This is a genomic window from Klebsiella sp. 28 (genome assembly GCF_018223905.1).
GTDB classification, from domain to species: domain Bacteria; phylum Pseudomonadota; class Gammaproteobacteria; order Enterobacterales; family Enterobacteriaceae; genus Klebsiella; species Klebsiella pneumoniae.
On record NZ_JAGRQY010000132.1, the window covers coordinates 1 to 23197 of the forward strand.

At 57.7% G+C, this 23197-nt stretch carries 25 protein-coding genes; 8 read left to right on the top strand and 17 right to left on the bottom strand.

Translation table 11 applies throughout. The annotated features are described in order from the left end of the window. Positions 1 to 38 precede the first annotated feature (38 nt). The 10 genes from ygaH to KHQ28_RS21145 form a co-directional block, all read right to left on the bottom strand. Positions 39 to 374 carry an L-valine transporter subunit YgaH gene (gene ygaH / locus KHQ28_RS21100; RefSeq protein ID WP_002914335.1) on the bottom strand — a complete coding sequence of 112 codons (336 nt, stop codon included), beginning with the start codon at positions 372 to 374 and terminating at the stop codon, positions 39 to 41. Further along, entirely contained in the window at positions 364 to 1110 is a 747-nt protein-coding gene (locus tag KHQ28_RS21105) for an AzlC family ABC transporter permease (RefSeq protein ID WP_002914333.1), read from the bottom strand. Before KHQ28_RS21105 ends, ygaH begins: the two co-directional genes overlap by 11 nt. A 178-nt stretch (positions 1111 to 1288) precedes the next feature. Then, positions 1289 to 2287, bottom strand: coding sequence for a glycine betaine/L-proline ABC transporter substrate-binding protein ProX (gene proX / locus KHQ28_RS21110; protein WP_002914330.1), 999 nt, complete (start codon positions 2285 to 2287; stop codon positions 1289 to 1291). Between the two features lie 63 nt (positions 2288 to 2350). Then, entirely contained in the window at positions 2351 to 3418 is a 1068-nt protein-coding gene (gene proW / locus KHQ28_RS21115; protein WP_004174727.1) for a glycine betaine/L-proline ABC transporter permease ProW, read from the bottom strand. After that, positions 3411 to 4613, bottom strand: a complete 1203-nt coding sequence (gene proV / locus KHQ28_RS21120) for a glycine betaine/L-proline ABC transporter ATP-binding protein ProV (protein WP_002914328.1) — start codon at positions 4611 to 4613, stop codon at positions 3411 to 3413. The genes proW and proV overlap by 8 nt, the downstream gene beginning before the upstream one ends. A gap of 356 nt (positions 4614 to 4969) precedes the next feature. Beyond that, positions 4970 to 5932 carry a class 1b ribonucleoside-diphosphate reductase subunit beta gene (gene nrdF / locus KHQ28_RS21125; protein ID WP_002914327.1) on the bottom strand — a complete coding sequence of 321 codons (963 nt, stop codon included), beginning with the start codon at positions 5930 to 5932 and terminating at the stop codon, positions 4970 to 4972. 10 nt (positions 5933 to 5942) lie between these two features. Continuing rightward, positions 5943 to 8084: a class 1b ribonucleoside-diphosphate reductase subunit alpha gene (nrdE, locus tag KHQ28_RS21130; RefSeq protein WP_025862143.1), complete on the bottom strand. Its 2142-nt coding sequence runs from the start codon at positions 8082 to 8084 to the stop codon at positions 5943 to 5945. Continuing rightward, positions 8057 to 8467 carry a class Ib ribonucleoside-diphosphate reductase assembly flavoprotein NrdI gene (nrdI, locus tag KHQ28_RS21135; RefSeq protein WP_002914321.1) on the bottom strand — a complete coding sequence of 137 codons (411 nt, stop codon included), beginning with the start codon at positions 8465 to 8467 and terminating at the stop codon, positions 8057 to 8059. Before nrdI ends, nrdE begins: the two co-directional genes overlap by 28 nt. Next, the gene (nrdH, locus tag KHQ28_RS21140; RefSeq protein WP_002914320.1) at positions 8464 to 8709 is read right to left on the bottom strand and encodes a glutaredoxin-like protein NrdH; all 246 of its coding nucleotides are present in this window, start codon (positions 8707 to 8709) and stop codon (positions 8464 to 8466) included. The genes nrdI and nrdH overlap by 4 nt, the downstream gene beginning before the upstream one ends. A gap of 183 nt (positions 8710 to 8892) precedes the next feature. Continuing rightward, positions 8893 to 9324 carry a carboxymuconolactone decarboxylase family protein gene (locus tag KHQ28_RS21145; protein WP_004145727.1) on the bottom strand — a complete coding sequence of 144 codons (432 nt, stop codon included), beginning with the start codon at positions 9322 to 9324 and terminating at the stop codon, positions 8893 to 8895. A gap of 88 nt (positions 9325 to 9412) precedes the next feature. Between KHQ28_RS21145 and KHQ28_RS21150 the strand changes: the two genes are divergently transcribed. Then, positions 9413 to 10765, top strand: a complete 1353-nt coding sequence (locus KHQ28_RS21150) for a PLP-dependent aminotransferase family protein (RefSeq protein ID WP_004149442.1) — start codon at positions 9413 to 9415, stop codon at positions 10763 to 10765. Between the two features lie 143 nt (positions 10766 to 10908). On the opposite strand, the gene KHQ28_RS21155 is transcribed toward KHQ28_RS21150, so the two are convergent. Continuing rightward, positions 10909 to 11256 (bottom strand): DUF883 domain-containing protein, encoded by a 348-nt coding sequence (locus tag KHQ28_RS21155; RefSeq protein ID WP_002914293.1) that lies wholly within the window; start codon positions 11254 to 11256, stop codon positions 10909 to 10911. A gap of 149 nt (positions 11257 to 11405) precedes the next feature. On the opposite strand from KHQ28_RS21155, the gene KHQ28_RS21160 reads away from it, so the two are divergent. Then, complete coding sequence (locus tag KHQ28_RS21160) at positions 11406 to 11768, top strand: DUF2002 family protein (protein ID WP_002914291.1); 363 nt, start codon at positions 11406 to 11408, stop codon at positions 11766 to 11768. An 85-nt stretch (positions 11769 to 11853) separates the two neighbouring features. Here KHQ28_RS21160 and alaE read toward each other — a convergent pair whose 3' ends face one another. Next, positions 11854 to 12303: an L-alanine exporter AlaE gene (gene alaE, locus KHQ28_RS21165; RefSeq protein ID WP_002914289.1), complete on the bottom strand. Its 450-nt coding sequence runs from the start codon at positions 12301 to 12303 to the stop codon at positions 11854 to 11856. Between the two features lie 728 nt (positions 12304 to 13031). On the opposite strand from alaE, the gene stpA reads away from it, so the two are divergent. Beyond that, positions 13032 to 13433 carry a DNA-binding protein StpA gene (gene stpA, locus KHQ28_RS21170; protein ID WP_002914287.1) on the top strand — a complete coding sequence of 134 codons (402 nt, stop codon included), beginning with the start codon at positions 13032 to 13034 and terminating at the stop codon, positions 13431 to 13433. A gap of 72 nt (positions 13434 to 13505) precedes the next feature. On the opposite strand, the gene KHQ28_RS21175 is transcribed toward stpA, so the two are convergent. Further along, positions 13506 to 13685 (bottom strand): hypothetical protein, encoded by a 180-nt coding sequence (locus KHQ28_RS21175; RefSeq protein ID WP_032418423.1) that lies wholly within the window; start codon positions 13683 to 13685, stop codon positions 13506 to 13508. A 205-nt stretch (positions 13686 to 13890) separates the two neighbouring features. On the opposite strand from KHQ28_RS21175, the gene lpxO reads away from it, so the two are divergent. Beyond that, positions 13891 to 14793 carry a lipid A hydroxylase LpxO gene (gene lpxO, locus KHQ28_RS21180; protein ID WP_002914281.1) on the top strand — a complete coding sequence of 301 codons (903 nt, stop codon included), beginning with the start codon at positions 13891 to 13893 and terminating at the stop codon, positions 14791 to 14793. Here lpxO and KHQ28_RS21185 read toward each other — a convergent pair. From KHQ28_RS21185 to KHQ28_RS21195, 3 genes are all read right to left on the bottom strand, one after another. Next, complete coding sequence (locus tag KHQ28_RS21185) at positions 14774 to 15319, bottom strand: rhodanese family protein (RefSeq protein ID WP_002914279.1); 546 nt, start codon at positions 15317 to 15319, stop codon at positions 14774 to 14776. The two genes, lpxO and KHQ28_RS21185, sit on opposite strands and share 20 nt — an antisense overlap. A 7-nt stretch (positions 15320 to 15326) precedes the next feature. Then, positions 15327 to 15626 (bottom strand): helix-turn-helix transcriptional regulator, encoded by a 300-nt coding sequence (locus KHQ28_RS21190; protein WP_002914277.1) that lies wholly within the window; start codon positions 15624 to 15626, stop codon positions 15327 to 15329. Between the two features lie 75 nt (positions 15627 to 15701). Beyond that, complete coding sequence (locus KHQ28_RS21195) at positions 15702 to 16307, bottom strand: FMN-dependent NADH-azoreductase (RefSeq protein ID WP_004212889.1); 606 nt, start codon at positions 16305 to 16307, stop codon at positions 15702 to 15704. A gap of 103 nt (positions 16308 to 16410) precedes the next feature. On the opposite strand from KHQ28_RS21195, the gene KHQ28_RS21200 reads away from it, so the two are divergent. Then, positions 16411 to 17319, top strand: coding sequence for a LysR family transcriptional regulator (locus KHQ28_RS21200; RefSeq protein WP_032418424.1), 909 nt, complete (start codon positions 16411 to 16413; stop codon positions 17317 to 17319). Between the two features lie 82 nt (positions 17320 to 17401). On the opposite strand, the gene KHQ28_RS21205 is transcribed toward KHQ28_RS21200, so the two are convergent. Beyond that, on the bottom strand, positions 17402 to 19189 hold the full coding sequence (locus KHQ28_RS21205; protein WP_023301553.1) for a sigma-54-dependent Fis family transcriptional regulator: 1788 nt from the start codon (positions 19187 to 19189) through the stop codon (positions 17402 to 17404). A gap of 263 nt (positions 19190 to 19452) precedes the next feature. Here KHQ28_RS21205 and KHQ28_RS21210 point away from each other — a divergent pair, with 263 nt between their 5' ends. From KHQ28_RS21210 to KHQ28_RS21220, 3 genes are all read left to right on the top strand, one after another. After that, positions 19453 to 20973: an aldehyde dehydrogenase family protein gene (locus tag KHQ28_RS21210; RefSeq protein WP_004174747.1), complete on the top strand. Its 1521-nt coding sequence runs from the start codon at positions 19453 to 19455 to the stop codon at positions 20971 to 20973. Positions 20974 to 21674: 701 nt separating this feature from the next. Then, entirely contained in the window at positions 21675 to 22253 is a 579-nt protein-coding gene (locus tag KHQ28_RS21215; protein WP_032418426.1) for a fimbrial protein, read from the top strand. A gap of 194 nt (positions 22254 to 22447) precedes the next feature. Then, the gene (locus KHQ28_RS21220; protein ID WP_032418427.1) at positions 22448 to 23110 is read left to right on the top strand and encodes a molecular chaperone; all 663 of its coding nucleotides are present in this window, start codon (positions 22448 to 22450) and stop codon (positions 23108 to 23110) included. Positions 23111 to 23197 lie beyond the last annotated feature (87 nt).

Consider the following 23197-nt stretch of genomic DNA (forward strand, 5'->3'; position numbering starts at 1 on the left):
AATCAAATGAATTATTGACCAAAATTGATACATAAAGCTTAGAGCCCGTTGGTGATTTTCCATGCCAGACCATAGGCAAACGCCGACAGCAGGGTCGGGACAATGATGCTGCGGGTTTTCCAGAAGGCGGCCCCCAGCACCAGGAAGCCGGTCAGCGTCGGCGCCAGGCGATGGGCATCGGCGAGGATCTCCGGCACGCTGGAGACCACCAACAGCGCGCAAATCGAGGCGATGCCAATGGTATCCAGCAGCACGCTGACCGGGCCGCGGCGGGCAGGACGAGCGTGGCCGACGCGCAAACGCAGAGGAAGATAGCGAAAGAGATAGTTGACGCCGCCGACTATCACCCCGAGCAGAAGGACTTCACTGTTCATCCGGCATCCCCTTGAGCATGGCCTGAAGCAGCGCCGTCAGACACCCGCAGACAATTCCGGCGAGGATCGCCGCCGGAATGGAAAATAACAGAATGCCGCCCAGCGCGCCCGCCAGCGCCGCCGTGACGCAGAGTGACTGCTGACGCTGGAAAGAGGCCAGCAGGAAGCTCATAAACAGCGCCGGCAGCATAAAGCCGAGGGCGGCTTCCACCGCCGGATAATCCACCAGCAGGCCGTTGCCGGACCAGGCGCCGGCCAGCGTGCCGCACACCCACGATGCCCACGAGGTAAAAGCGAGACCAAGCATCCAGTTTTCGCTCCAGCGGCGGTTATCGCGAACCAGCCTGGCGGTAGCGGCGGCGAAAACCTCATCGGTCAGGCCGAAGGCCCAGAGGGCGGTTTTCTTTTTATCCAGCGCTGAGCGAATGCGGCTGCGCAATGAGGGGCCATACAGCACGTGGCGGACATCCATCGCCATTACCGTCAGGGCGGCGACCCACAGCGAACTGCCGGCGGCCAACATGGCGGTGATCACAAACTGGCTGGCGCCGGCGTAAATAATGCAGGAGAAGAACAGGCTTTCCAGCGGGGTGAAGCCCAGCCGGGTGGCATTGAGTCCGAAGGCGAATGCCACCGGAAGGTAGCTGATGACGATGGGGAGACTGTCTTTGACGCCTTCGCCGACGGTGGCGACGCGTTCAGGTAAGGCACAGGTTAAGGGCGCGGGGTTTTCCATATGAATAACTTATCGCTGGATCCATGTGAAGGTGGCAATTTGACCGATGTCTCCACCTTAACAGAGCGCGATGCGCCTTAACACTATGGAAATTCCTGGAATCGCTTTTCTATGACCTGGCCACGAGAAAGGGGGCAAGGGGGCCGGATAAGGCGCTGGGCCTTATCCGTGAGCGGGTTTACTGCTGCGCGGCGAGGGCGGTTTTCACCCAGCTGTCGAACAGCGGCTGGTGGGCTTTGATCCAGCCATCAACGTGGCCGTTAATGTCGGCTTCGGAAGCATGGCCTTCGTGCATCATCGCATTCTCGGCGTTGATGTCGGCGATCGGCAGCTTCATGACGCTAAACAGAGTGGCGGCGGCCGGATTTTTCTCCGCCCAGGCTTTGTTAGCGACGATGTGCATGGTGTTCACCGGGAAGCCATAGTTGGCGCCGTTGGCCAGTTTGGTGTCGATGTTTTTCTGCTCGCCCGGCAGGGAGGAGAACGGCACCTGCAGCCAGACGACGTCCTTGCCAGGCTTCAGCACGTCGCTAACCCAGTACGGCGTCCAGGTGTAGTAGAGCACCGGTTTACCCTCTTTATACCGGGCAATGGTGTCGGCCATCATCGCCGCGTAGTTGCCCTGGTTATGGGTGACGGTTTTGCTCAGGCCATAGGCGTCAATCTGATGGTTAATCACTGCTTCGCAGCCCCATCCTGGGGTACAGCCGGTGAGATCCGCTTTACCGTCGTTGTTGGTATCAAACAGTTTGGCGATCTGCGGATCTTTGAGCTGATCGATGGAGGTGATGTGGTACTGCTCAGCGGTTTTTTTGTCGATTAAATAGCCCTGGGCGGCGCCTGAGACGTACACTCCTTTGCGATAGAATTTGTTATCACCGCCCGCCGCGGCGTACATGTCATCGTGCAGCGGTTGCCAGTTGGTGGCGATAAAGGTGGTATCTCCGGCGGCAATCGACGTATAGGCAACGTTATAGTCCACTTCGCTGGGTTTCTCGACGGTGTAGCCCAGCTTCTCCAGCGCGCGACTGACCAGCAGGGTCTGGAAGCTCTCTTCGGAGATAGTGCTCTGAGCGGGCTTCACCGTAATCCCTTTACCCGGCAGGTCGGCGGCGAAGGCGCTGGTGGCGAGCAGGGTGGCAAAGGCGGCGGTGGCCAACATCGTACTATGTCGCATGGTGGTTCCTCTTATTGTTTAACGGGAAGGGCCGCTCCCGGGGAGAGCGGCGCTGTTATCGACTTATCGACAGAAAGGGCGAGTGATAAGCCCCAGCGGGCCGGTGGTGTACCAGCGGCGGTTGCCGCGACTGCGGGCGTCGCGACCGACGGCCTGGGTGAGGCGGTCAAGAATAATCGCCAGGATCACGATCCCCACCCCGCCGACGGTCGCCAGACCCATATCCAGGCGACCGATACCGCGCAGCACCATCTGGCCGAGGCCGCCGACGGCGATCATCGAGGCGATCACTACCATCGACAGGGCCAGCATCAGGGTCTGGTTAACCCCGGCCATAATGGTGGGCATGGCCAGCGGCAGCTGCACCTTAAACAGCAGCTGGCGCGGGCTGGCGCCAAATGAGCGCGACGCTTCGATCAGATCCGCAGGCACCTGGTTTATCCCGAGGATGGTCAGACGGACGATCGGCGGCAGGGCGAAGATAATCGTCACCACCACGCCCGGTACGTTGCCGATGCCGAACAGCATCACGATCGGCACCAGATAGACGAACGCCGGCGTGGTCTGCATGGCATCCAACAGCGGGCGGATGATTTTCGCCGCCCGCGGGCTGCGCGCTAGCCAGATCCCCAGCGGCAAGCCGATAACCATGCAGAACAGCAGGGCGGTGAGGACCAGCGCCAGAGTGACCATGGCTTGCGACCACGCGCCGATGGCGCCGATGGCAATCAGCGATACCAGAGTGGCGACCCCCATGCCGAGGCTGGAGATCTGCCAGGCGATTAGCGCGAAGACGATAATCGCCACCGGCGCCGGCATCCCCAACAGCAGCTGCTGGAAGGCGCTGAGGATGTAGTCGATCGGCACGCGGATCCCCTGGAACAGCGGACGGAAGTGCAGCACGATCCAGTCGATGGCGTGGGTCACCCAGCTGTCGAGCGGGATCAGGGTCTTATGGAACGGATCCATGATATTGAACTGTTCCGGCTGCGGCGCCGGGGCGCTGTGCAGCCAGTCGGCGCCGCCGCCATTAGCCGGCGCGGCAGTAGAGGCGCCACCCCAGGCGTCGGCAGCCTGCGCGGCGCTGTCGGTTGACGGGGCGCTGCCCCATGGATTGGTCTGATCAGCCATGATTCACCCCCTCGCGATCTAAAGCCTGGAGCAACATCCGTTTGGAAATGATGCCAATATATTGTTGTTCTTCATCCACTACCGGCACGGCGCACGGAGCGTGGCCGACGTGGGAGAGCAGATCGCTGAGCGGGGTTTGCGCTTCCACCGCCAGCGGGGCGTCAATCAGCGCCGCCTCGATCCCCTGCCCGGCGCTGAGGGCTGTTTTCAGAGAATCAATCGAGACAATCCCGACAAAGCGATTACCGCGCTCTATGACATAGCCATATTCCCGGTCTTCATCCTGTAATAATTTCAGCGCCGAACGGGGGCCAAAACCAGGCGTTTTACGAATCAGGCCAACCGGGCTGCGGCGGGCAATATCTTTCGCGCTGAATACCTGGCTAATATCCACGCCGCGGAAGAAGGTGCGCACATAATCATTGGCCGGATTATTTAATATTTCATCCGGAGTGCCGACCTGGACCACTTCGCCATTTTGCATAATGGCGATACGATCGCCAATTCGCATGGCTTCATCAAGGTCATGGGAAATAAAGACGATAGTGCGTTGATGCTTCGCCTGTAATTTGATGAGCTCATCCTGCATTTCGGTACGAATGAGCGGATCGAGCGCAGAGAAGGCTTCATCCATTAACAGAATATCGGGATTAATCGCCAGGGCGCGAGCTAAACCGACGCGCTGGCGCATGCCGCCGGAGAGTTCATCCGGCCAGGCGTGGGCATAATTCTCCAGCCCCACCTGACGCAGCGCCTCCCGGGCTTTTTGCTCTCGTTCGGCGGCGGGAACGCCGGCAAGCGCCATGCCAAACGCCGTGTTATCGAGCACGCTCATGTGCGGCATCAGCGCAAAGGACTGAAAAACCATCGCAATTTTCTTGCGACGCACCTCGCGCAGCTCGGCATCCGACATTTTGGCGATATCGACCCCGTCAATCAGCACCTGGCCGCGGGTGGGTTCAATCAGGCGATTGAGAAGGCGAACCATGGTGGATTTCCCCGAGCCGGAGAGCCCCATGATGACGAATATCTCGCCTTCTTCAATGGCCAGACTGGCGTCTTTGACGCCAAGCGACAGCCCCGTTTTTTCCAGTATTTGCGCTTTGTTGAGTCCTTTCTCAATATATTTGAAAGCACGGTGTGGATGCTCGCCAAATATCTTATAAAGATTTTTGATTTCTAATTTAATTGCCATGCAATAGAGAAGTTCCTGTTATTTGTTTATTGCGATATGATACCCGATGGTGATTATGATCTTTTTACACCCTAACATACTCAGATTCTGTGACAACCCTCAATGGCAAACTCTCGGCAAAATCAGATGGGGGCAACTGTGGCTAAGCCCCCGTGATATAAGGGCTGGGCGGTAATTTGTTGTTGGTAATATTTTTTGATTATCTTTGGATAATTCGACTGAAATGGACCGGTTTTCTGCTAAATATGACGAAGTGATGACGGTTAGGTCATGGAGAGAATATTTGGTGGATTAAACGCTATTTTGTGAAATTAATCACCAGGAATCCGCCTGCGATATTCCTGGTGAAAGTACGGTTAAAAGTCCCAATCGTCGTCGGCGGTCTCTTCCATTTTTCCTATCACGTAGGAGGAGCCGGAACCGGAGAAAAAGTCATGGTTTTCGTCGGCGTTGGGCGACAGCGCTGCGAGGATTGCCGGATTGACCGCCGCCATCTCTGCCGGGAACAGCGCCTCGTAGCCGAGGTTCATCAGCGCTTTGTTGGCGTTGTAGCACAGGAAAGCGCTGACGTCGTCGAACCAGCCGCTCTCGCCGTACAACTCCCGGCTATAGGCCAGTTCGTTGTCGTAAAGATCCATCAGCAGATCGAGGGCGAAATTTTTCAATTCTTCGCGCTTGCCGGGGCTGACGATCTCCAGTCCTTTCTGGTACTTGTAGCCGATGTAATAGCCATGCACCGCTTCATCGCGAATGATCAGGCGGATCAGATCCGCAGTGTTGGTCAGCTTTCCCCGGCTGGAGAAGTACATCGGCAGCCAGAAGCCGGAGTAGAAGAGAAAGGATTCGAGGAACACGCTGGCGATTTTTTTCTTCAGCGGCTCGTCGGCCTGATAGTAACCCAGCATCAGCTGCGCCTTGCGCTGCAGAGGATCGCAGCTTTCGCTCCAGGCGAAGGCTGCATCCACTTCCTTGCTGTGGCACAGCGTGGAAAAGATGGAGCTGTAAGAGCGGGCATGAACCGCCTCCATAAAGCTGATGTTCGACAGCACCGCCTCCTCATGCGGGGTTAAGGCGTCCGCCATTAGCGCCGGGGCGCCGACGGTGTTCTGAATGGTGTCAAGCAGGGTCAATCCGGTAAAGACGCGAATGGTCAACTGCTGCTCCGCCGCGCTGAGGGTTTGCCAGGCGGGAATGTCATTCGACAGCGGCACTTTCTCCGGCAGCCAGAAGTTGCTGGTGAGACGGTTCCAGACCTCAAGATCTTTATCGTCATCAATGCGGTTCCAGTTGATTGCGCTGACGCGCGTTAAATGGGTCATCCTGTTCTCCTTACAGCGCGCAGGACACGCAGCCTTCAATTTCAGTGCCTTCCAGCGCCAGCTGGCGCAGACGGATGTAGTAGAGCGTCTTGATGCCTTTCTTCCAGGCGTAAATTTGCGCCTTGTTGATATCGCGGGTGGTGGCGGTATCGGGGAAGAACAGGGTCAGCGACAGCCCCTGGTCGACGTGGCGCGTCGCCTCGGCGTAAGTGTCAATGATCTTCTCCGGCCCTATCTCATACGCATCCTGGTAGAGGGCCAGATTGTCGTTATTCATAAATGGCGCGGGGTAGTACACCCGCCCGGTTTTCCCCTCTTTGCGGATCTCAATCTTCGAGACGATCGGGTGAATGCTGGAGGTGGCATGGTTGATGTACGAGATCGAGCCGGTGGGCGGCACCGCCTGCAGATAGCGATTGTAGATGCCATAGCGCATGACATCGTCGCGCAGCTGGCGCCAGCTTTCCCGGTCGGGCAGAGAGATGCCGGCGCGGGCGAACAGCGCGCGCACCCGTTCGGTTTTCGGCTGCCACTCCTCCTGCAGATATTTGTCGAAGTACGCCCCGCTGGCGTAGCGCGACTGCTCGAAGCCGGCGAAGCGCTGGCCGCGCTCGCGGGCCAACTGCATCGAGGTGTGCAGCGCGTGCCAGGTCACGGTGTAGAAGTAGATATTGGTGAAGTCCAGCCCTTCCGGGCTGCCGTAGGCAATGCCTTCCCGCGCCAGGTAACCGTGCAGATTCATCTGCCCCAGGCCGATGGCGTGGGAGGCCGCGTTGCCGGCCGCCACCGAGGGAACCGACTGAATGTCGCTCATGTCGGACACGGCGGTCAGGGCGCGCACCGCGGTGGCGATTGTGCGGCCGAAATCCGGCGAGTCCATGGTATGGGCGATGTTCAGCGAGCCGAGGTTGCAGGAGATATCTTCCCCGATATGCGCATAGCTGAGGTCTTCATTATAGGCGGACGGCGTACTGACCTGCAGGATCTCCGAACACAGATTGCTCATGGTGACCCGCCCGGCCACCGGACTGGCGCGGTTCACGGTGTCTTCAAACATGATGTACGGGTAGCCGGATTCAAACTGGATCTCCGCCAGGCGCTGGAACAGGTCGCGGGCGCGGATCCAGCGCTTGCGGACCCGCTCGTCGGCCACCAGCTGCGGATAGAGGTCGCCGATGGCGCAATCGGCGAAAGGTTTACCGTACAGCCGTTCGACGTCATAAGGCGAGAACAGGGCCATCTGCGCATCTTCTTTCGCCAGCTGGAAGGTGATATCAGGGATCACCACCCCCAGCGACAAGGTTTTGATGCGGATTTTCTCATCGGCATTTTCACGCCGGGTATCAAGAAAGCGTAAAATATCGGGATGGTGAACATGCAGCCAGACCGCACCCGCCCCCTGGCGGGCGCCGAGCTGATTGGCATAGGAGAAGGCGTCCTCCAGCATCTTCATCACCGGCACTACCCCAGAAGACTGGTTTTCGATGCGCTTGATCGGCGCCCCGGCCTCGCGCAGGTTGGAGAGTAAAAAGGCCACCCCGCCGCCGCGCTTCGACAGCTGTAGCGCCGAGTTCACCGCCCGGCCGATGGACTCCATATTATCCTCAATACGCAGCAGGAAGCAGGAGATCAGCTCCCCGCGCTGCTGTTTGCCAGCGTTAAGGAAGGTCGGTGTGGCGGGCTGAAAGCGGCCGCTGAGTATCTCCTCCGTCAGCTGCCGCGCCTGCTGTTCATCGCCCCGGGCCAGCGTCAGGGCCACCATCACGCTGCGTTCAGCGAAATCCTCGAGGTAGTGCTTGCCGTCAAAGGTCTTCAGCGCATAGCTGGTATAGAACTTCCAGGCGCCGAGGAAGGTCTGAAAGCGAAACGGAGCGCGCCGGGCATGGGCGAACAACGCCAGCACAAACCCGCGGTCATAGCCGGCCAGCACCTGCGGATCGTAATAGCCCTCGCTGACGAGCCAGCTGAGCTTATCCTCCGGGCTGGGGAAGGTGAGGGCGTTGGGCTGAACCTGGGTCGCCATAAAGGCCTCAACCGCCTGGCGATCTTTCTCAAACGGGATGCGGCCCTCGCTGTCGTACAAATTCAGCATCGCGTTGAGGGCGTGAAAATCCACGGCGGCGGTTATACGTTCTGCGGTTGTCGTTGCCAAAATTCGCTGACTCCTTTACGCACGGTGTTGATATCGTCGGGGGTTCCCATCAGCTCGAAGCGGTAGAGATAGGGCACGGCGCATTTTTGCGCGATGACATCTCCGGCACGCCCCCAGCCGTCGCCAAAGTTGCGATTGCCGGCGGCAATCACTCCGCGGATCAGCTGGCGGTTATGCACGTCGTTTAAAAAGCGGATCGCCTGACGCGGTACCGCGCCGGCGGTGCCGCCGCCGCCATAGCTGGGAACGATGAGAATATAGGGCTCGTCTACCCGCAGATGTTCACGCTCGTTCAGCGGGATGCGCACCGCCGGCAGCCCCAGGCGCTGCACAAAGCGATGGGTATTCTCCGAACGGCTGGAGAAGTAGACGATGAGGCTCATGCGCTGGCCGCCGTAAAGGAGGGGCGCAGGCGATTGATCATATCCGGGCGGAAGCCGCTCCAGCGCAGCTCACCGGCGATCACCACCGGCAGCTGGCGAAATCCCTGCTCGCGCAGGGTGTCGGCGGCATCCGGCTGCTGGTCGACGTTGACCATTTCAAAGGCCAGTCCCCGGCTCTCCATGGCTCGCCGGGTGGCATGGCACTGCACGCAGTCATTTCGAGTGTAAATAATAATGCGCATGATTCGTATTTCCATTTAAGATAACAGCACGGCGCTAAACATAGCGTCGAACGTAGTGGGCCATTCGATAAGGAAATACTAGATGTAGTTATTTAAAACTTCAACCACTCAATATATAGCGTTTTTGGTAAGCGAGTCCCCCGCCGGGATAGATCGGCGGAGGAGGGGGGAGGCTGTGCGGAACTACAGGCGCATGGCCACGGCGAGGCGGTTAAAGGCGTTCATCAGACTGACGGCGAAGGTCAGATCGCTTATCTGACGCGGGGTAAAATGTTCGCGCAGCGGCTGGTAAACCTCATCTTCCGCATGGCTGGTGGCAATGTCGGTGACCGACTCGGCCCAAGCCAGCGCCGCGCGTTCGGCCGGAGTAAAGTGGGCGCTTACCCGCCAGCCCGCAAGGGCATCCAGTTTGCTTTGCGCCATGCCGCCTTTGCGCAGCGCCTGGCTATGTTTCTCAAGACAGAAGGCGCAGCCGTTGATCTGCGAGACGCGTAAATAAACCAGCTCTACCAGGGCGTTGCCCAGCTCGCTTTTCTCCAGCGCGATGCTGGCCTGTACCAGCCCTTTATAGACTTCCGGGCTCAGTTCACTGAATGGCTGACGTAATTGGTTCATGGTGTTCTCCTCTCTAAGACGGCAGCCAAAATACCACTATAATGGTCTGCAAAAGATAGCCATATTGTGACGAAAAAAGCAGACCATAATGGAAGCGATTAACCTCCCGCTTTATCAGCGTATCGCCCGCCAGTTGAAATCGGCGATTGAACGTGGCGAACTGACCCCGGGCAGCCGTTTGCCCGCCAGCCGGGTGTACGCTCAGGAGCAGGGCGTCTCCCGGGCGACCATCGAAAACGCCTGGGGAGAGCTGGTCGCCCAGGGATGGCTCGAGCGGCGTGGGCAGGCGGGGACCTTTGTCAGCGAGCGGCTCAGCCCGCGCCAGCTGGCGCCGGTACCGCCAGTGCAACCGGCCGCGCCGACGGAGCCGCTGCCGTTTCAGATGGGGCTGCCGGCGCTGGATCTCTTTCCGCGCGGGCAGTGGGCGCGGGTGATGGGGCGTCGGCTGCGGACGCAGTCGCGGTTCGATCTTGCACCCGGCGATCCCGGCGGCGATCCGCTTCTGCGCCAGGCTATCGTCGATTATCTACGCCTGTCGCGCAGTATCGACTGTCAGCCGGATCAGGTGTTGATCACCGGCAGCTATGCCGCCTCCATGAACCTTATCCTGCGTACCCTGGCGCAGCCGGGACAGCATATGTGGATGGAAGATCCGGGGTATCCCTTTATCCGGCCGGTCGTCGAGGCTGGGCAGCTGGCGGTGGATGCGATTCCGGTGGACGACGAAGGGATGGACGTCGGCTGGGGCCAGCGTCATCACCCGCAGGCGCGATTTGCCCTGCTCACACCAGCCCATCAGAGTCCGCTGGGGGTCGCGCTGTCGCTTCCCCGACGCCGCCAGCTGCTGGCGTGGGCCGCGGAGCGCGACGCGTGGATCATTGAGGACGATTACGATAGCGAGTTTCGCTATCACGGCAAACCGCTGCCGCCGCTGAAAAGCCTTGATGCGCCGCAGAGGGTCATCTACGCGGGCACCTTCAGTAAGTCGATGTTCCCGGCGCTGCGCACCGCCTGGCTGGTGGTGCCGACCCCGCTGGTGGCGCGTTTTCACCAGACCGCGGAGCGCCAGTCCTGCACCGTTCCCACCCTGTGGCAGCAGACGCTGGCGGATTTTATCCAGCAGGGACATTTTTGGCGTCATTTGAAGAAAATGCGTGCCAGCTATAGCCAGCGTAGACAGTGGCTGGAGTCGGCTCTGCAGGCGCAGGGCTTTCAGGTCACGCCGCAGCTGGGGGGAATTCAACTGGTTATGTCGGTCAGCGGCGACGATCGGCTGCTCGCGCGGCGGGCGGTTGTGGCCGGGCTGGCGGTGCAGGCGCTGAGCGACTGGCGGATTCGCCACGCGGGCGAGGGGGGATTATTGATGAGTTTTACCAATATACGTTCGCCGGCGATGGCTGACGGACTTGCCCGACGGCTGAGAGAGGCGATCGCGATTTGATGGCGCTTAAGTAGGGGAAGCAGAAAAACCCCTGCGGCCAGAGGCGCGCAGGGGCTGACGCGTATTTGTTATCTTCATTGCCTTCCGTAAAACTCGCGGGCTACCGCGCGCCAATCGCGCGGCGGCAGCCGACGCTTAAGCTATTATCGACGTAAATTGAGCAATACGCCAATAAATACCCCGACGGCGGCGGCGGCGCCCACACTGTGCCACGGTTTATTGCGCACGTAGGTATCGGCACAGCCCAGCGCATCGCACGCTGCCTGGCGCGCATCCAGCGCCGCCTGCTGCACCCGGTTGTGGCCATTAAGGCGGGCACGAGTCTCTTTTAACAGCGACTGCGCTTTGACACGCGCCGCTTCCGCTTCCTCTTTGGCGTCACTGCCCCATGATTTCAGCACCTCTTCCAGCGTATCCGCTAATTGGCTGACATCGTTATGAATATCTTCGGCGTTCTCGTCAAAATTGTTGCGGTTCACATGGTTAGCCATCGTTATCTCCCTTAATTCCATCGAGTGAGTAAGTGTAGGACAAGATTTTGAATTATGCTTACTGTTGTGGTTTCTGGAATTTTCCGAAAGCACTGTCCTTAATGAATAAGGTAAGGTCAATGTGCGGTAAAAGATAACGAGGAATCAGTATGTATTTAAGACCCGATGAGGTGGCGCGTGTTCTTGAAAAAGCCGGCTTCACCATGGATGTTGTGACGCAAAAAGCGTACGGCTATCGCCGCGGCGATAATTATGTTTATGTGAACCGCGAAGCGCGCATGGGGCGAACAGCGTTAGTTATTCATCCGGCGTTAAAAGAGCGCAGCAATATGCTGGCCGAACCGGCTTCAGATATCAAAACCTGTGATCATTATGAACAGTTTCCGCTGTATTTAGCCGGGGATGCGCAACAACATTATGGTATTCCGCATGGATTTAGCTCACGCATGGCGCTTGAGCGTTTTCTGAATGGGCTATTTGGCGAAGCCCAGCCGGCAATGTCGACGAATTAATACGGCGATAGGCATTTAAGGATCCAGGCGAGGCGGGCTGGTGGGAAGGGGCGACTGGCAGAGCCAGTCGCTGCTAACGCGTTGGTCAGGCTTTCGCCTGCTGATAGGGCGCCACGCGGAACAGGCGGCGGCAATAGTCGAGGAAGTAACCGTAGGCGGCGCCCATCATCATCGATACCGCCAGGTTCGAGCTCACCGCGGCGACAATCTGGTGCCAGTCAGCACCCACGCTCCACAGAATAGCGACATACACCGGCGACTGAAAGGTGACGTAGGCCAGCACGTCGGCCATATTTTTCATCCACCTGGCCGGGCTGATGCGCCGGGCCTGACGCATGGCGAAATCGCGATAAATCCCATAGGGTACGGCAATAATAATGTTGACCGGGATCGCCACCAGACGCGACGATAACGACTGCTCAAACGTCATACCAGAGAGAAAAATTTCGATCATCATGTTGACGACGGTGCAGTAAACCACCATCGCAAAGGTGTCTGCAACCGCATGCCGCAAGCGGGAGTGCGCAGAGAACATCGGAGTGCTCCTCGAAAATGAAGTCATTAACGCCGAAAAATGCGCGTTGGTATAGCGTTTTTGGGCTGCCTGTTTTGATGTGCGTAGAGTATATCTCTGCATTAAAAGTGGCAACTAGCTATAAATTTTTATTTATCGCCTTTTTGTCGATAAAATACTCTGCGCTGGTTTGTTTTTTGTTCGTTACGCTACTTTTATTCCTGTTTTTGAAAATATCAATATTTATCAATGTGTTACTCTTGATTGCGAAATCGAGACTGGCCGAGGGAACGGCGCCTGATAGCCAACCATGGCGCAACATCACGCGAGTGTGTGATTCCGCTCTCTTTTAGGATTTTTTATGCCGTAAGTCGCGTTTTTATGGTGAAAAATTCTGAATTGCGAATTGTTGTTTTATTCCCATTTTCTGATTAACTATTCACTGTGGCCAAAGGTATGTATCAGTGCGGCCGCGTATGAACAGCAGGTAACCCGCTGACCATAAAGCTAATATTCCTGGCGAGAACGGTGGTTTTTCCCGTCATTCTGCCTTTTTTATTTATTCACTCTCTTTTTTGCCTGTGCTTATGAAAAAGGCTCAGGTATTTGCCAATATAGCTTCAGGGGATAACCGCTAATATCCACCTTATATATTTATCTGGACAACCGAAGGCTGGAAATAAATAAACGTTTCTATTACACTTGCCGCGTTGTATCTTTTAATTTGCTATTTGGAATTTTTTAATTTTATGTCTTCAATGTTACACAAACTGAATAATATCCGTTCACTGCGTGCCCTGTCCCGTGAATTCTCCATTGACGTGCTTGAAGAAATGCTGGAAAAGCTCAGGATCGTCACTGAAGAAAAACGTACGCAACAGCAGCAGGCAGCTCAGCAGCAGGCTGAATATCAGGAGAAAGTGAATACCTGGCTTGAGCTGATGCGCGCCGACGGTATTTCTCCTGACGAGCTGGTGGCCGATATTCAGCCGCCTAAGGCGGGAGGCAAAAAGCGTCAACCGCGCCCGGCGAAATATCGTTATACCGATCATACTGGCGCAGAGAAAACCTGGACCGGACAGGGAAGAATGCCGAAGCCGATTGCCGAGGCTGTCGCCCAGGGTAAATCGCTGGATAGCTTTTTAATTTAACGCCTTCGGGCCAGCGCCAGGCCGGTGGTGAGAGACCCAGCGGCCTGGCCTTACAACTTTAAGCGAGGGGCTTTAGCAGACGCCGAAGTCTCCCTCTTCCTGATACGGCGTGACCTCGTCCGACTTCAGCGAATAGCGCTCTCCCTGCTCCTGTGCGGCCTGAACCACCACCAGTTGCTCCCCTTGCACTTCCACCACTTTCAGTTTTGGTCCGCCCGCTCGGGGTTGTACCTGATCGCCGACAGCAAACATAATTCACTCCTCACTGTTAACACCATGGATAAACCTAAACCATAGCTCAACGCCCGCTCACTGAACACCGGGCGTGCTGTTTTTTGTTAAAACAATTTGGAGTTATATGTATTAACATTGTTAATGTTTTGCTGGCGCCATACCGCTGCTGAGAAAGGGGGACGGCGAGGGTAGGGTTACCACCAATCAGGTCAGGAAAGACACCATGAAGTATATCATTCTGTTGATCATTGTTATTGCTGTACTGTATGTCCATTACCGCGGACGGGTGCGCTATCGTTTCTGGCGGCAGCTCTCCGACCATTCCACATTTACCGCGCCGCTGAATGGATTTATGTATTTATTTTCCCGCGTGCCGAATACGCCTTATCTGCGGCCGGAGATGTTTCCCGAGCTGGCGATATTGCAGCAAAACTGGCAGGTTATTCGCGACGAAGGTCTCCACCTTCAGCAGCTGGAGCAGATTAAAGCGGCCGATAAATATAACGATGCCGGGTTTAACTCATTTTTCAAAACCGGCTGGAAACGCTTTTATCTGAAATGGTATGAGGATGCCCATCCTTCCGCCAGCCAGCTCTGTCCGCAAACTACCGCGCTGCTGCGCGATATCCCGTCGGTGAAAGCGGCTATGTTCGCCACTCTGCCGGACGGTAGCCGTCTGCCGCGCCATCGTGACCCCTACGCCGGCTCGCTACGCTTTCATCTGGGCCTGGCAACGCCGAACGATGACCGCTGCTTTATCGAGGTGGATGGCCAGCGTTACAGCTGGCGCGATGGAGAAGGCGTGCTGTTTGATGAGACCTATATCCACTATGCGGAAAATACCAGTGGTGAGAATCGCCTGATTCTGTTCTGCGATATTGAACGGCCGATGCGCTACCGCTGGGCGCAGAAAGTTAACCACTGGCTGGGACGCCATCTGATGAGCGCCGCTTCGGCGCCCAACGATATCGGCGATCGCACCGGCGGGATTAACCGGGCGTTTCGCTATATTTACCAGATCCGTATTGTTGGTAAGCGGTTGAAAAAATGGAATAAGACGGTCTATTACATCGTCAAATGGCTGCTCTTCGGCGGCATTGCCTGGCTTATCTGGAGCGCGTTTTAACCCCCTGGCGCCGGTTCCACGGCATGGTCGCCAGCAGACGCGCCATGCCGCAAAAGCCGGTTACGCCGGCGAAGGTGAGCCCGGCGCCGACCGCGCCGCTGAGCAGGAAAAAGCCGCCGTTAACGGTATAGCCCAGCAGCACCCCCAGTAAAATCAGGACGCCAGCGGCAATTTGCACCTGGCGCATCAGCGGCAGCGGCTGCGATGAATCTTCCACTACCGGCAACCCCGCGGCTTTCCACGCCTGAATTCCTCCTGCCAGCAGGCAGGTCTGCGCCGGCGCGGCGGCCGCGGCCAGACGAATCGCATTATTCTGCGTCCGGGAACCCGCCTGGCAGTGAAAGATGACCGTCTCTCCGGCCCGGGCATTGAGGGGCGCACCGCTGGTCAGAGTGGCGAGCGGCACCAGCTCGGCATCGGGGATATGTTCGCGCGCATATTCATCCGCATCGCGGATATCAATCAGTCTGGCGCCCTGGGCAATCTGCGCCTGGGCCTCGGCGGGAGTTAAGGTGGCGATGGTCATAGGATCCTCACGGGCAATAGAGCGTTTTCAGCGTATTGATCACCTGCTGTACCGCAGGGTGAGTAATGAAATAGTGGATACGCTGGGCGTCGCGCTCGCTGTCGATCAGCCCCTCGTCACGCATCCGCGCGAGGTGTTGCGAGGTGGCGGAGGGGCTCAGCCCTGTAGCCCGGGCGAGTTCGCCGGCGCTGGCCCTGGGCGCATCGCACAGCATGCACAGGATCAGCAATCGGTGAGGATTGCTCATCGCTTTCATCAGCGCGGCGGCTTCTCCGGCGCGGGCCTGCAGGTCTTCAGGTGTGGTCATTTATTTTAGCTTTGTCTAAATTTAGATAACTCTAAAATAAAAAGGCCGCCAGCGCCAGCACAATTTCTCCACGACTCAGGCCGGAACGGCGAGGCGGGCAATCTGCGCCCGGGCGCTGGCGATCCCGGCGTCGCGACCATGCGGGCGATTGTCCAGCCCTTCGGCATAGATAAATTCCACCTCCTGGATCCCCATCAGCCCCAGTACCGCGCGCAGATAGGGCGTGACGGCATCGGTAGTTTCTCCCTGGTGAATACCGCCGCGGCTGCTGACGACCACCGCCCGGACGCCCTCCACCAGCCCCTGCGGCCAGCTCTCGGTGTAGCGAAAGGTTTCCCGCGCCCGCGCCACGAGGTCGAACCATTTTTTTAGATCGGTCGGGACGTTGAGGTTATACATCGGCGCGCCGATCACCAGCAGGTCGCTGGCCTTTAACTCGGCGATAAGCTGGTCGGAGAGGGCGACCGCCTCGCGGATAGCAGGCTGCGGATCCACTGCCCCGCGCAGGGCAGCGAACAGGGGGCGATCCAGCGTTGGCAGCGCCATGGCGCTGAGATCGTGTTCGGTGAGCCGATCGCCGTGTCCCGCCGCCTGGCGCGCCGCGAGAAATTCGTTAATCAACTGATTGGTCAGGGATGTTTCGCCATTAATGCTGGATTTTAAAACCAGAACGTTAGCCATGATTAGTGCCTCAAATGAAAGATAGAAGCAAAGACTAACACTGTCTTTTTTGTCGCAGGAGTGACATTATTTTTCCCTATTGTATCCCGTAAGGAACCAATCTGTGCGCGACGATCTGAATGCGATCCCGGTATTTGTCACCGTGGTCGAGAGCGGCAACTTTGCCAGCGCGGCGGCGATCCTCCATGTGACGCGTTCGGCGGTGGGAAAAACCATTGCCCGGCTGGAAGCGCGTCTCGGCGTGGCGTTATTCCAGCGTACCACCCGACGGCAACTGCTGACGGAAGAGGGGGAGCAATTCTATCTCCAGTGCCGGGAAGCGCTGGAGCGCATCCGCGAGGCCGAAGAGACGCTGCTGCGCGGCAAAGATGAGGTGCAGGGGCGGCTGCGGGTGTCGCTGCCGGTGCTGTTTGGCCAGCGCTGCGTGGCACCGCTGCTGTTCCGCCTCAGCCAGCGCTATCCGTTACTGAAGCTCGAGCTCCACTACAGCGACCGGCAGGTCAATCTGCTGGAGGAGGGGTTTGATCTTGCGGTGCGTATCGGGAGCCTGGCCGATACCGGGTCGCTGCGGGCCCGGGCGCTGGGAGAGCATGGTATGGTGCTGTGCGCGGCGGCGGAGTACCTGCGCCAGCAGCCAGCGCCGCAGACTATTGCCGGGTTGAACGAGCACCGTACCCTCGGCTATCTGCACAACGGCCAGCTGCAAAAATGGCAACTGTATGACCCGCAGCAGGGCGAAGTGCGCTTCAGTCCGCAGACGTGGCTGATACAGGATGATTTTGCCGCCATCGCGGCGGCAGTGCAGCAGGGGATGGGCATCGCCTGGCTGCCGGACTGGCTGGTGGCGCAGGCGCTTGCCGATGGGACATTGCAGCAGGTGTTGGCGTCCAGCGCTCAGGTGCGTTTCGCCATCCACGCGGTATGGCCGGAGGGGCCGTGGCTGCCGCAAAAAACGCGGGCGGCGATCGATGCCCTGCGGGAAGGGCTGCCTCTTACCGCAACACATGGTTAGCGCAGAGAGAAATAACCGCCATCTATGGCGGCGGAGGTTTTCCGACAGTGTGCAAGCTACCGGCGCGCTTTACGCCATAGCCTCAGCGACGAGGCCGTCCGGCACGGGCGGCGCGGCGGTACAACGTGCTGCGGGCGATACCCAGTATCTGCGCCGCCCGGCTGACGTTGCCGTTGACCCTGGCCAGGGTATCGACAATCAACTGCTCATCATGGGCCTGCAATCCCCCGCGCGGCAACGGCGCAGGCGCGGCGCGATACGCCTCCGGCAGCGCGTCGGGCGTCAGCGTGTCGCCCTCATCGGCGAGAGCCAGCATTACCTTCAGGACGCTCTGCAACTGGCGTACGTTTCCCGGCCACGGCAGCTGGCTGAGGTGAACCAGCAGCGCGTTTGAAAGCGTCACCCGGCGTGAAGCACCGCCCAGGTCGTGCCACAGGGTGGCGATAAAGGTTTCCAGCGCCGGCCACTCGCGCAGCGGAGGCAGCGCCAGGGCGTATTCCCGCAGGCGCCACAGCAGATCTTCACGGAATTCTCCGGCGCTGACCCGCTGGGTCAGGTTGCGGTGGGTGGCGCAGATCAAGGCGAAATTCACCGGCACGCTGCGGCTGGCGCCCAGCGGAGCGACCTCTTTCTCCTGCAGGACGCGCAGGAGGCGGGTCTGCAGCGCCAGCGGCATATCGCCGATCTCATCAAGAAACAGCACCCCGCCGTCAGCCTCGCGGATTTTACCGATATAGCCATTTTTGCTGGCGCCGGTAAACGCCCCCGGCTGGTAGCCGAAGAGCTCGGATTCGATCAGCGATTCCGGAATGGCGGCGCAGTTAATGGCGACAAATTTACCGCTGCGCCAGCGGCTGTGCCGGTGCAACGTGCGGCTGACATACTCTTTGCCGCTGCCGGTTTCTCCTTCAATGCACAGGGCGATGCCGGCGTTGAGCAGCCGCAGCAGCTTTTCGCCTTCGCGCGGGCTGGTAAAGGGGAGATGCATGGCCGGCGGGGCGCTTACCGCCACCCGGCGGCGGGTGGGCGCCCGCAGGCGATAGTGGTAGCGGCCCTGCGGCGTGGTCAGCGGCAGCGGGACGCTGACCGCCGTTTGCGTCAGCGTCGGAAAAAGCGAGGCAAAGGTGAGCTGGCCAAACTGCGCCGCGCTCAGGCCGAACTCGCGCATCGCCAGCCGGTTGCCGGCGGTGAGGACGTTGTCGGAAAAGACCAGCAGCAGCTCCTCGACGCTGTCGAGTTTGTCCACCTGCCGGTGCAGGCTCATCAGCCACTGCTCAGGATGCAGACTCTGTTTCACCCACAGATATTCAATTTGCTTTGCCGCCGCTTTTACCCAGCCAAAGGTGTGCTGGTGGGGAAAATTCGCCGGGCCGGAGATATCCAGCACCCCGGCGATGCTTCCGTCCGGTCGCTGGAGCGGCATCGCCGCGCAGTACAGATTCTGGTTGCGGGTAAGAAAGTGCTGACGGCCATCGATCTCGCAGCCATCGTCAATCGCCAGCGCGGTGCCGATGGCGTTGGTCCCGCGCCCGCTTTCACTCCACAGATTGCCGGGAGCCAGCGCCACGCGCTGGGCCTTTTGCAGCGCCTGGGTATCGCCGAGAGTATGCAGCACCAGACCGTCGGGGTCGGAAAGGATCACCACCGACTGCAGGTCTGCGACCTGGCGCGACAGGGCTTCCACCACCGGCTGCGCCAGCTGCTGCAGGCCGCGGTGGCTGGCGAGCCGGTCCGCCAGCTCGCCGGCGCCGAGGCGGGGAAAATCCTCGGTGGCGGGATCCAGCCCGTAGCGCTGGCAGCGAGACCACGAATCGCTCAGCAGGGGATTCGCATTAACCTCTGGTGCGAGAAGAAAGGGATTGCCTGCCACAGGGCACCTCTGGGTCGATGTTGCTGTGTTGCAATATTGTAGCCATTTGGTTTATTTGGTGTTGCGATTTGCAACACATAAGTGGAAACCCGTGCGACAGTGGCTGACCATCTGCTCGGTTAGTGAAGGCAACGTATTAATAAATAAAAATATTTAAAGAAAATAAAAAACTGGCATAACCCCTGCAAAGTGAGAAGCGTTCGGCGGCAAATTTAAAAAATCAATATGCCGCTGCGTCTCAACCCTACAGAAGGAGATTTGCGATGCGTTATGCACATCCTGGCCAGCCCGGCGCCGTGGTTTCATTTAAATCGGCTTACGGCAACTTCATTGACGGTAGATTTGTCGAGCCGCTGAGCGGTGAATTCTTTATGAATACTTCGCCGGTCGACGGCAGCAACATTGCGCAGTTTCCCCGCTCGGATGCCAGAGACATTGACTTCGCCCTCGACGCCGCCCATCGCGCGGCGCCGGCGTGGGGTAAAACCTCAGTGCAACAGCGCTCCAGGCTGCTGCTGCAGGTCGCCGATCGTATTGAACAGCATCTGGAATATCTGGCGGTGGCGGAGAGCTGGGACAATGGGAAACCGATCCGCGAAACGCTTAACGCCGACCTGCCGCTGGCGGTCGACCATTTTCGCTACTTCGCCGGCTGCCTGCGCGCCCAGGAGGGTAGTACCGCCGAAATTGACGAAACCACGGTGGCCTATCATTTCCATGAACCGCTGGGGGTGGTCGGACAGATTATCCCGTGGAACTTCCCGCTGCTGATGGCCGCGTGGAAGCTGGCCCCGGCCCTGGCGGCGGGGAACTGCGTGGTGCTCAAGCCGGCGGAACAGACGCCGCTAAGCATTACCCTGCTGCTGGAGCTGATCGGCGATCTGTTCCCGGCCGGGGTGCTTAACGTGGTGCAGGGTTTCGGCAAAGAGGCGGGCGAGGCGCTGGCCACCAGCAAGCGTATCGCCAAGCTGGCGTTTACCGGCTCCACGCCGGTCGGGCGGCATATTCTCGCCTGCGCGGCGGAAAATATTATCCCCTGCACCGTCGAGCTGGGGGGGAAATCGCCCAACATCTACTTCGCCGACGTGATGGACGGAGAAGAGGAATTTATTGAGAAGGCGGTGGAGGGGCTGGTGCTCGGCTTCTTCAACCAGGGTGAGGTCTGTACCTGCCCGTCGCGGGCGCTGATCCATGAATCCATCTATGAGCCCTTTATGGCACGGGTAATGGAGAAGGTGGCGCAGATCCGCCGCGGCGATCCGTTAGATACCGACACTATGATCGGCGCTCAGGCTTCCCGCCAGCAGTTCGACAAGATCCTCTCCTATATTCAGATTGCCCGGGAAGAGGGTGGGCAAATTCTGACCGGCGGCGAGCGGGCGGCTATCGCGCCGGCGCTGGATAATGGCTTTTATATTCAGCCTACGCTGATTAAAGGTCGCAACGATATGCGCTCCTTCCAGGAGGAGATCTTTGGGCCGGTGATCGGGGTGACCACCTTTAAGGACGAAGCGGAAGCGCTGGCTATCGCCAATGAGACCCAGTTTGGTCTCGGCGCCGGGGTGTGGACGCGGGATACCAACCTCGCCTATCGCATGGGTCGCGGCATTAAAGCCGGTCGCGTGTGGACCAACTGCTATCATGTCTACCCGGCGCATGCGGCGTTCGGCGGCTATAAACAGTCCGGCGTCGGGCGGGAAACGCACAAGATGGCGCTGGATGCCTATCAGCAAACCAAAAACCTGCTGGTGAGCTACGGCACCGCGCCGCTGGGCCTGTTCTGAAGTCCATCTCATTTCTGACCGATCCTCAGTCCGCAATCCATTCGGGTTGCGGATTTTTTTTAACTTCAAAATAACCATTCGAAGAGGGTGGCTATTTTGCCGGCGGCAGCGCCCATGTATTTATGTCACTTATGTATTGGCTTTCACTTGAAAATAAAAACACTTCCATAATAAGGGATTAGCGGGTGGAGGTGGCGCACCCTGGCGTCGTTTGTGTAGAAATTATGAATATTGATACCAGGAAAATTCCTAATTTTTGTGTACGCTCTGACGAGCGCACAATAAAACAAGACGAATTTTTGAATAATTGTCTTTAAATTTGTTAATTGAATTGATCTGTTGTTGTTTAAAGGTATTTGAATTTCTTTTGTATAGATATGTAAATTAACATTGAAAAGCCATTTCAAAAATTAAATATATGGCGAACATAGCTATTAACTTATAGTTAACATCTTCCCGGGTTGCCTTTTGATACTTCGGGTAATATATTTATTTCGCACATCAAAATAACTCTTTTTTCTTCTGTTTGTTATTCATGGCCATCTATTGGCGAAATAATGCAGAGTAGAGGGGGATGTGCCTAATATCCTGCGGAAGGAACGCAACGTACATTTACAGGGAGGAGCTGACGAGCCGTTTCGTGATAGCTTTAGGGCTATTGTCGATGATGGAAAATATGTTCGTTAACGATGAGATAAATAATGAAAAAACAACCTCGCTTTATAACCATCCTCATAGGAGCGCTGCTTTCTGGCGTAGCCTTGCAGGCTACCGCGGCCAACACTATCAATCCTGACTCGGGCACCAGTTCGGAAGGCGCCGGCGGGCAGGTCATCTTCAATGGGTCAATCACCGACAGCTCTTGCAACGTCGATAGTAGTTCTAATGGCCAGAAGGTTGATCTGGGCAAATGGGCCAGCACCTATTTTACCAGCACAGGTTTTGAAACCACCAAAACGCCTTTCCATATCAAAGTAAAAGATTGCCCTGCCAGCGTGACAAATGTTGCGGTGCTGTTTGACGGCGCGCGCGATCAGTCTGATAACACGCTGTTGGCGACCACCGGCGGCGCCGCTGGCGTGGCGATCAAGCTGTATGAAGATGACAAGTCTACGGCGGTCAGCCTCGGCAAAGTGTCGAAAGCCAAAAATGTCGTTGCGGGCGCGACTGCCGGCACCGGCACTGCCGACCTCGAGTTTTTCGCCGACTATATCTCCACCGGTGCGGTGACGGCTGGCGATGCCAACGGTACGGCTAATTTCAATATGATTTATAACTAATCATATTGCGCGCTATTCAGAGTCAGTCCACTGCGTCCTGATTAATTGCAGATAGCTAAAGTGATAATTGTCATAAAGTCACGAACTATATTCGTGACGGTATAGTTGTTTTTGCTAATTATCCCGACGGGTACTGGCTCTGATATTCCCTGCTTTATTTTATAGTCTGTTCAACCTTTACCTGATGGTAAGTCATGATGAAGAAAATAATTGCCGTTGCGGCCTTTCTGCTGTGCTCCACGGCAGCGCAGGCCGGTATTGTCATGGGTGGAACCCGTGTGATTTATCAGGAAGGGAAGCGTGAAGCCGCTATTTCAGTCACTAATGCCGATACCCATACGCCCTATCTGGTGCAGTCGTGGGTGGAAAATTATGCGGAAAACGATAAGGCCAAGGTGCCCTTTATTGTTACGCCGCCCTTATTCCGTCTCGATCCGGAGCAAAATAACGTCCTGCGGATTAACTTTATTGGCGCCTCGCTGCCCAGCGACCGTGAATCGGTCTACTGGCTGAACGTCAAAAGTATCGCCCCGACGCCCAAGGGCGAGGTGAACAAGCTGCAGGTCAATATTAAGTCGAAATTCAAAATCTTTTATCGCCCCAACGGCCTGGCGGGCGACCCGGCTAAAGCCTGGCAGCAGCTGAAGTTTAGCCAGTCCGGCGGTCATCTGACGGTGGCCAACCCCACTCCCTATTTTGTCTCTTTTTACGCCGTCGAGGTGGGCGGGAAGGCAATCGACGAGCCTGGCATGGTGGCCCCCTTTGGCGAGAAAACGTGGCCGGTGAGCGGGCACGGCACCGTCAAATGGCGGGCGATTAACGACTACGGCGGCGTCAGCGATTACGCCCAGCAGTAATTCCCCTTTGTGATGAGCTTACCGGACGGCGCCAGCATGAAAAGAATAACAACAGCCAGGGTGCGGGAGTATGCCGCGTTGCCCGTC